General features: G+C 65.7%; 6 protein-coding genes. All 6 read right to left on the reverse strand.

Annotation, left to right across the window (positions count from 1 at the left end; genetic code table 11):
- Nucleotides 1-294: 294 nt before the first annotated feature.
- Genes HMPREF2550_RS04940 through HMPREF2550_RS04965 form a run of 6 tightly spaced genes read right to left on the reverse strand, consistent with a single transcriptional unit; the run spans nucleotide 295 to nucleotide 8,238 of the window.
- Nucleotides 295-2,655, reverse strand: coding sequence for a choice-of-anchor M domain-containing protein (locus tag HMPREF2550_RS04940; RefSeq protein ID WP_070790055.1), 2,361 nt, complete (start codon nucleotides 2,653-2,655; stop codon nucleotides 295-297).
- Nucleotides 2,656-3,522 carry an anchored repeat-type ABC transporter permease subunit gene (locus tag HMPREF2550_RS04945; RefSeq protein WP_038588185.1) on the reverse strand — a complete coding sequence of 289 codons (867 nt, stop codon included), beginning with the start codon at nucleotides 3,520-3,522 and terminating at the stop codon, nucleotides 2,656-2,658.
- On the reverse strand, nucleotides 3,515-4,288 hold the full coding sequence (locus HMPREF2550_RS04950) for an anchored repeat-type ABC transporter ATP-binding subunit (protein WP_371441170.1): 774 nt from the start codon (nucleotides 4,286-4,288) through the stop codon (nucleotides 3,515-3,517). The genes HMPREF2550_RS04945 and HMPREF2550_RS04950 overlap by 8 nt, the downstream gene beginning before the upstream one ends.
- Nucleotides 4,289-5,155: a choice-of-anchor M domain-containing protein gene (locus HMPREF2550_RS04955; protein ID WP_070790057.1), complete on the reverse strand. Its 867-nt coding sequence runs from the start codon at nucleotides 5,153-5,155 to the stop codon at nucleotides 4,289-4,291.
- A complete protein-coding gene (locus tag HMPREF2550_RS04960) occupies nucleotides 5,156-6,688 on the reverse strand; it encodes an anchored repeat ABC transporter, substrate-binding protein (RefSeq protein WP_246819762.1) in 1,533 nt (510 codons plus the stop codon).
- The gene (locus tag HMPREF2550_RS04965; protein ID WP_246819763.1) at nucleotides 6,685-8,238 is read right to left on the reverse strand and encodes a TIGR03773 family transporter-associated surface protein; all 1,554 of its coding nucleotides are present in this window, start codon (nucleotides 8,236-8,238) and stop codon (nucleotides 6,685-6,687) included. Before HMPREF2550_RS04965 ends, HMPREF2550_RS04960 begins: the two co-directional genes overlap by 4 nt.
- Between the last annotated feature and the right edge of the window lie 363 nt (nucleotides 8,239-8,601).

Raw genomic sequence — 8,601 nt, forward strand, 5'->3', positions numbered from 1 at the left:
GCGTGGGTCGATCCCTGGAGTGGGATACCTTCGACTCCGCATGATGCAGAGTGACCGACGGTCTTCGGTGAAACTTGAGCGCGGGTTTGCACCCGCTCAAACTTCGTGCCGTAGCTTAGCTGGTTGTGGGCGCTGATTCCAAATCGCGGTCGTTTGGTTTTGCGCTGATGACTGTTTTTAATTTTGCGCGAAACAGTCATCAGCGGGTTTTCGGCCGCTACTGGGGCGCGCGACCTGGGCTTTTGCGCGCCGGTTTTCACTGATGACTGTTTTTGCGATTTTGCAAAACAGTCATCAGCGATTCTGTTCACCCGAAGCGTGCCGGAGCATTTTCGCCGCCGCAGCAAACAGCACGATCCCACCCAGCAGCGCCATCAGTCCCACGCCCAGGATTAGCCCGCCCCAGAACCCGCCGGCGGTGATCCCCTGCGCGGCCATAATCTGCTGCGCGTCCGCGTCGTCCTCGGCCGCGTGCAAACTGTTGGGGTCAGTCCCGTCAAAGGAGGACACAATCCCGCCGCCAGCAGCTGCAGTGCTTGTCGACGCCGCAGACGTCGCCGCCTTTGTCGCTCGCTTCTCACTTGTGGTCGCACTCGGTTTCGCTTGCGCAGTCTTCTTCGCCTGGCCAGAAGGTTTCTTCTGCGCCGTCGGCTTCGCGTGGCTCGCTGGCTTTTCCTGCGCCTGCGCCCGGCGCGCAGTCTGCGTCGCAGACTTTTGCTCGGCAGTCCGCTGCGCAGGACGCTGTGTCGCGCGCTGCTCCGCCGGCCGCGCAGTAGCGGTATTCCGCGGTGCAGCAGTCTGCGTCGCAGACTCCTTCTGCCCACTGTGCCCGTCGCGACCCAGCAGGTGCGCAAAGAAAGGACCAGCCTTCTCACCAAACGAGGCGAATTCCTTATCTATATCGCGGATGCCCTTGGCCAGGGCGCCCAGCCAGGAGTCGGGCTCGCCGGAATCCGCAGTAGAAGAAGTGCCACAGTTATCCAGGTCAACGCCTTCCAACGCCGTGTACCCATTCGAGGCATACTCCTTGGCCTGCTGCACTGCGTCATCACCAACAGCAAAGGTGGCGGTGAGGTCCTTGGAAAACGGTGCCCCCGCGGCATCGGTGCCGGCGAACGTGAAGGTCGCAGCGTAGAACCCTGCTTTTGTAAAACCGAAAGCCTGGTGATCGTGATCGTTTAGTCCGTACTCCAGGGTGCGCGAACTGTCACCGGAGTCGAGCTCTAGCTTCGCCCCTCCAACGCCTTCGTGCCAGGTGTAGATCCGCCCCGGACCGCGCACTTCCCGCATGGTCACGGTGATTTTGCTGCCCTGCTGCAGGCTGTCCCCCGACAGGCGCGTGGTGGAAAAGCCGAGCCACGGCAGCCCCTTCACCTGTGCTTGCGGCAAGACCCACATGGATTCGGGCTCGCCGGGGAAGGTGCTGCGGAAGTTTGCGGGGATCTCTGTTTTCGCGGGATCGGGGACCTCGAAGAGGAAGGTTCCTGAGTCGCGCGGGGTTGGCGCGCGGGGGTCGCTGTCGTCGATGAGTTTGGCAGCGATCCCGCCCTCGTCGACCAGGCCCATATCCATATGCCCCGAACTAATCAGCGCCGAGGGTTTGGTGCGCAGCGCGCTCGCGGCTTCGCAGCGTGCGTCGGGCGCCGGTTTCGGGGAGGCGGGCGGCGCAGGCTCGGCAGAAGCAGACGGCATAGTAGGCGCGGGCTCCGCAGAAGTAGGCGGCGCGGGCTCAGCTGGAGCAGACGGCACAGACGGCTCAGTAGGCGCAGGCTCAACAGACGTCGACGGCTCAGCCGGCTCCCCCGCGCCCCCGCCGACGTAGTGCTTCACCTCGCGCATCTCGGTAGTCGTGCCGTCGGCCAGACCGACGTCGCTGTCGTCGCCGACGAGCCAGTATTGGGTGATGGGTTCGGTGAGCTGGCTCGTGCCGTCGTCAAGCACTGCCCTGCCTTGCCACGTCATGGCGTAGATGCCGGGCTTGCTAAAGGTCCAGTTGAAGTGGCCGTGCCCGCCAACCTCGTACTCGACGCTTTGGGCGGCAGGGTCGGCGCTGTTGAAGAGGATTTCCGCAGGCGAGGTGGCGTTTTTGAAGAAGATCTGCACATCACCTGGCCCCTCCATGTCGGTCAGGTCGAAGTACATCAGGTCGTCCTTATAATTGGACGGGATGGCCTCCGGGTCGCCCTCGTGGGCGGGGTCGAAGGCACCGATGCCGGACCAGATGGGCCGCCAGTTGTCGCTCCAGTCCACGGACTGCGGGGCGATCCAGACGCTCTCGCCCGGGGTGCCGAGGAAGTCGAGGGAGCCGTCATCGGGGATTTGGATGCGGGAGACCTCGTTGCCTTCTGCGTCGGCGTCGCGCGGCAGGCGGAAGCAGATGCTGTCCTGGTCCACGACCTGCTGCCCGTCAACGGCCATGATCTTGAGTTCGTTAGACACGCTGGTGCCGTAGAGCGCGTCATTGTGCGAGTGGTAGAGCAGCTTGCGGCCCGCGCACGGGTGGGTCTTCCCCTCCCATTCCGTGTCGGCGGGCAGGTCGACGCCAAAGCCCACATCGCCGGGGACGTGCCCGGTGTCGGTCAGCTCGGCGGCGAAAGCTACCGGAGCGCTAACCACAACAAGCACCGCTGCGGCGATTAGTCTCAAAAAGCGCATCTAGACGGTCTCCTTCCGGATCGTGCGCAGCACGCCGCGCTTTGGCGCGAACAACCAGCTCAGGCCGAAGATGGCGGTCACGCACAAGACGATGGTGGCGCCGGTGGGTGAATCGAAGGACCAGGCGAGCCACACGCCGAGCACGCTGCCCGCGATCCCGATGAGCGCGGCGAGCACCATCATGGTTTCCAGGTTGTCGGTAAACAGGCGGGCGGCAGAAGCCGGCGTGACGAGTAGCGCGATGACCAGAATGTTGCCGATGGTCTGCACGGAAACCACCACCGCCGCGGTCACGCACAGATACAGCGCTAGGTCCAGCGCGGCGACCGGCAGGTGCATCGCGCGGGCGGTTTCGCGGTCGAGCGCCACCGCGGTCAGCCAGGGCCGCAACGCCACCATCACCGCGATGATGAGCACCCCGGTGATCCCGCTGACCCAGAGGTCGCGGGGGCTTACGCCAGTCAGGGAGCCAAAAAGAAAGGCGCTTAACGACGCCGTGTAGCCCTCCACCCGCGAAATAATGACCAAGCCCAGCGCGAAGGCGGCCGCGAACACAATGCCGATGATCGCGTCCTCTTTAATCGTCCTGCGCTGTGACAACACCGCGATCAGGATGGCCACCAGCGCCCCGGCCACTGCCCCGCCGAGCAGGACCGAGGCGTGCAGCGCGAAGGCCACGGCCACGCCCGGGAAGACGGCGTGTGCAACCGCGTCGCCGATAAACGCCATGCCGCGCAGCACCACGAAGCAACCGACGACGGCGCAAAGCACCGAGGCGCACACCGCCGCGGCGAGTGCTCGCGGCAGAAACGCCAGTTGGGGGTTAGCTACATCGGCCAGGAATTGCAGAAAACCGATCTCAAGCACTGGCGGCCTCCCGTACGTGCGTCTGTAGTCCGGCGAGCCATGGGGAATCCGGGCCCACACCAAAAGTGTCCATCCACGCCTCTCGTTCGGTGAGCGCGTGCGGGGCGGCGTCGGCGACGATGCCGCGGTTGAACAGCACGAGCCGGTCGCAGGCGTCGACCGCCTCGACAATGTTGTGGGTAGACATCACGATCGCGATGCCTTGGTCGGCGAGCTCGCGGAAAAGCCCCAGGAGTTGTTCGGTGGACGGGATGTCGAGGCCGGTAAACGGCTCGTCGAGAAGCAGTGCCTTAGGCTTGCGCACCAGGGCGCGGGCGACGAGCACCCGCTGGCGCTGGCCGCCGGAGAGATCCGCGATGGGGCGGCGGGCCAGATCGGCGAGGTTCACGTACTCGAGCGCCTCGGCGACCGCCGCCCGCGTATCCGCGCCCGCGCGCTTGTACCAGGGCCGCAGGTCCAGGGTGGCGTTTTCCACAGCAGAGGCGACGTCGATGGGAAAATCCCAGGCCACGTCGTGGCGCTGCGGGACGTAGCCGACGCGCTTGCGCACCTGCCGACCTTGCGCACCAGCGACGCTGACCGTACCGCGCGCGCCCGGGATGAGCCCGAGGATGGCACGCAAAAGCGTCGTCTTGCCCGCGCCGTTCGGGCCGATCAGTCCGACGAACTGGCCGCGCTCGATAGACAGATCAACCCCGCGCATCACGCTGCGGCCCGGGTACCCGGCCTCAAGCCCGGTGACCTGGATCAACGCTTCTTCGCTCACTTACTCTCGCCCCTTCCTGGCGCGCACGATGAGCAGCGCGATAAGCGCGATGACCAGCGCACCGATGCCGAGCGCGACGAGCAGACCGGTGTACTGTCCGCCGCCCTGTGTCTCTTCCTCCGCCGCGGTCTCACCCCCGCGGAAGGGGCCTGCAAACGTGGTGGTGCGCGCCTGCGCCGGGTCGGTGCCGTCGCCTACTGCCACGCGCACGATCTGCTCATCGGTATGCGTCACACCCTCGTTGTCTTTGACCACCGCGCGAACACCAACGAGGTGCACGCCGGGCTCAGTGAAGACCCAGTTGGCGTGGGTGTGCGTGTTCGGCTCCACCCACATCGGCTGGGTGCCGTCGACCTGTGAGGTCCACAGCAGTTGCGGCTCGTGGAACCCGCCGGGTTGCAGGAACAGGGAAAACTCGCCTTCGCCCTCGTGTCCGCCGAACTCCAGGCTCACCCCGTTGGAGGAGCGCTCGAGCAACGACGGCGCCTGCGTGTTCCAGCCCAGCCAGGGCACGCCTTGTACCTCGGTCTGCGGGATCACCCACACGTCCTCGCCCGCGCCCGCGCCGGTGAAGTCGAATTCCCCGGTATCGGGCAGGGTTTGCTTCGCGGCGTCGGAGACCTGAAACACCACGTCGTCAAGCTCGCGCCACACGGGCGGGTCCTGCGAATCATCGCGCGCGAGCATGGTGAGCTCACCGTCGACGAACATCGTGCCAAGATCGACGTGACCTGCGGAGATCACCGCATCACCGTGGGCGATCTGCTCGTCGCCGCTGACGGTTTGCTGCAGCGCCGGATCAGTCTGCGCGCCAGCCGCGGGCGCAAGCGCAATCGCCGCCGCCAGGAGCATCGTTTGCATTTTCATTTATGGTTTCCTTTCACTCAAGCATCTGCTTATCGACGCCGCGTTTTCCTCCACAAGGCGCACATACGTCCCCGCCGGCCCCGCCCCCGGCGGGTCGAGCGTGTCCCCGCGGATCGGGCACACCTCGATGCCAAGCTGCGCTGCGGTCTCGGTGAGCACGCTGCTCGCGCCCGCCACCTGCGGTTCCAAAAAGACCGCGGGTACGTGCAGGTTCTCCAGCGTGCGGGTAAAGGCGATGACGTCGCGCGGACTCGGCTCCACACTCGGGTTCGGGGTGACGAAGCCGGCGATGCGCAGCCCGTAGGCCTCGCCCAGGTAGGAGTAGCCGTGGTGGGTAGTCACCAGGTTGCGGTTGGACTCCGGGATCTGCGCCACGGCCTCACGCATCACCTCGTCCACGCGGTCCAGCTCTTCTAGGTATTCGTCGGTGTTGCGCGCGTAGTCTTCGGCGTGCGCCGGGTCAGCGCTGCTCAGCGTGTCGCGGACGATCTTGACCACCGCCTGCATGGCCCGCACGTCGTGCCAGAAGTGCGGGTCCAGCTCGCCGTGGACGTGGTTGCCCAACACCGCCTGGGGAAGCAGGTAGGTCTCGTCGCCCGGGTCACCGAGGAAGCGAAAGGTCCGTTCCGGCGGGACCGGCTGCAACGTGGTCGTGGGCACCGCAATGACCGCGTCGGCCGGGTCCACGTCGCCCAGGTCGTCGTGGCGCAGGGTGAGGTGAGCTTTCCCATCGTGGTAGACGGTGGTGATGTCCACGTGCCCTTGGTCCAGCACCGTCTTGCCCGGTGTCACCTGGGCGGGGTCCTGGCCCACCACCACGGTGAAGGTGTCCTCCGCGCTGCCGCGCACGTGTGAATCAGCGACCGCGTCGCGGACCTCGCCGCGCAACGTGAACTCGTACACACCCGGAGCGGAGAATGCCCAGCTGACGTGGGTGTGGGCGTCGACAGGCAGCGTAGTCACGTCTCGCGAATCGATGCCGTCGTGCGAATCGAAGACCACCTCCGGAGTGCCGAAGGTGCCGAGGATGAAGGCGAAGACATCAGCGGGGCCGTCAGCGTTCACAAGCGAGAGCTCCGTGATGCCCGTAGCGGGCAGCTCCTTGCCCGTATCCACGCGCAGGCCCAGCCACACGGTATCCAGACTCGCGTCTTCGACCAGGCGGATCGGCGTAAAGCCGTAGCGCTGCGCCTGCTCCGCGACCTCCACCACGGGGGTGTCCTCGCTTGCTGTGGCGTCGATGGTGTGGGTCAGCGACTGCGGTTCCAGCAGCAGACCGTTGGTGAAGACGGCGTCGGCGTACGCGATGTCGCGAGTGGCGTGCAGGCTCGGCTCGTAGGTGTGCGGGTCCACGCCCGCGCCAATGAGCGGCGTGACCTCGGCGTGTTCGCCGGCGACGTTTTCCACCACGTCCGCGAGGATGGAGGTCGACGCCACCACGCGGAGCCCGTCTGTCTCGGGCGTGCCGGTGGCCGGGCTGCAAGCGCTGAGTGCGAGGGCGGCGGCGATTGCGGCTGTGTGTACCGGCTTCACTGCTCGACTCCGAATGCCGCGAGCAGCCGACGACGCAACGCCGTATCCAGGCACAACATCCCGCCGCCGAAGACGAGGATGCCCAGGCCAAGCACAGCGATCGGCAGCGTCATCACGGTCGTGCCGGTCTCGGCGAGCGCGCCGTTGCGGGTGCTGGCGGTGCCGGCGTTATCACCGGTGCCTGCGCCGCTCGCGCTGTCTGTGCTGCCTGCGCCGCCTGCGGTGCCAGCCGCGTGCGTTTCGCCGCAGTCGCCCTCCGCATCGTAAACGGACCCGAAGTCGAAGTGCCCGTCGTCAGCGTTGCCGGCGCCTCCCACCTCGAAGGTGAGCGTCGCGGTGCCGCTGAGCTCGCCGCCGTCCTTGGCGGTTGCGCTGTGGCGAATGCCCACGCGGTAGGTGCCCGGTGCGCTGAAGACCCAGTTGGGGTGGACGTGCGAGTTCGCCGGGATGGTGTGTCTGCCCTGCGCGCTACCGTTTTCGGCGCGGAACCACTCCTCGCCCACGATTGCACCCAGTCCGCCCTGGGTGAACACGAACATGCTGCCAGGCCCGTCGAAGCTGGTTACCTCCCAGGTCACGTCACCCGTGGTGTGCTCGAGAAGCGACTCGTGTTGTGTGTTCGCGCCCAACCAAGGGACCCCGGCCTGCTGGGTTGCGCCGATCATCCAAGCTTTGCCAGCCGGGATCGGACCAACCGCCTCGGGCAGCTCAGTCTGCGCGGCCTCCCCGAGTCCGAAAACCATGTCGGCCGGGTCATCCCAGGTGGCCGGCACCTGGCGGTCGTCTTTAACCTGCGGACGCAGCCCCGGCTTGCACGCTGCGGTTTCCGTCTTCTGCACGGTTTCCTGCGCGACCTCGTTCGCGTGCTCTTCTACCCGGAGTTCAGGCGCGTCGGTCTCCGCCAGCGTCCCCATTCCCGCCGCCTCAGCCTGCTCACCAACGCGCCAGGTGTACGTCGCTTCGTTCGACGTCGCGCCGTCCGCGTGCGCCACAACACGCATGGTGTACGTGCCGGGCTGAGTAAAGAGCCAGTTCGCGTGCGCATGGGCGGGCGCATCCTGGTGGATCTTCTCGCCAGCAGCGACCTCGAGCGCACCGCTTGCAAGCACCGGGCCAACGCCACCGAGGCCCTGCGTCTGGAAGACGTACACCGACCCCGGACCGTCGATCTCAAGGAACTCGATATCAATGTCGGTGGCCCCCGCGAGCGCCTGCGTATCCCAGCCAGGCCAGAGCAGATCCGCCTGCTGAGTTTGCGGCAGGAAGTAGCCGGCTTCACCGATGCCCTCCAGGGAGGCAGTTTCCTCCGTGTATGCGTGCTCACCCACCACGAGCTCCACATCCTCCGGCGCATGACGCACGTGCGTGCCAGTGACGTCCTCCTGCAGGCTCAGTGCAATTGTGTCGCCATCTGGATGCACCGCGAACGCGTCCACGTGGCCCGTCTCCAGGGCCAGTTCGGCCGCGGCGGCGCGCGGCACGGTGAGCACCAGGACAAGGATCGCCATTATCGACGCCAACACGCGCCGCACATCTCCAAAAGTTTGCACTTAATGAACACTATTTTCATTAATGGCGTGAGGCAAATCGCCAGGCACACAGGTTGTTCCCAGACTAGTTCCGCACCCGCGGAACTTCGGGATGATTCCAGCCTGGTTACCAGGCGTACCGGCGACCCCAAACGTTGCGCCGGACGTTGCCCTAAATGTGCCCTAAATGGAGCTAGCTCCATTTAGGGCAACGCCACCTACAAAACCCCAGGTCGCCACTCGACCACAACCCCAAACGGAGCTAGCTCCATTTAGACCAACACCACCTACAAAACCCCAGGTCGCTTATCCCCCGCAACCCCAAACGGAGCTAGCTCCATCTAGACCAACCCCACCTACAAAACCCCAGGTCGCCACTCGACC

The organism is Corynebacterium sp. HMSC074A01, from assembly GCF_001831515.1.
Classification (GTDB): domain Bacteria; phylum Actinomycetota; class Actinomycetes; order Mycobacteriales; family Mycobacteriaceae; genus Corynebacterium.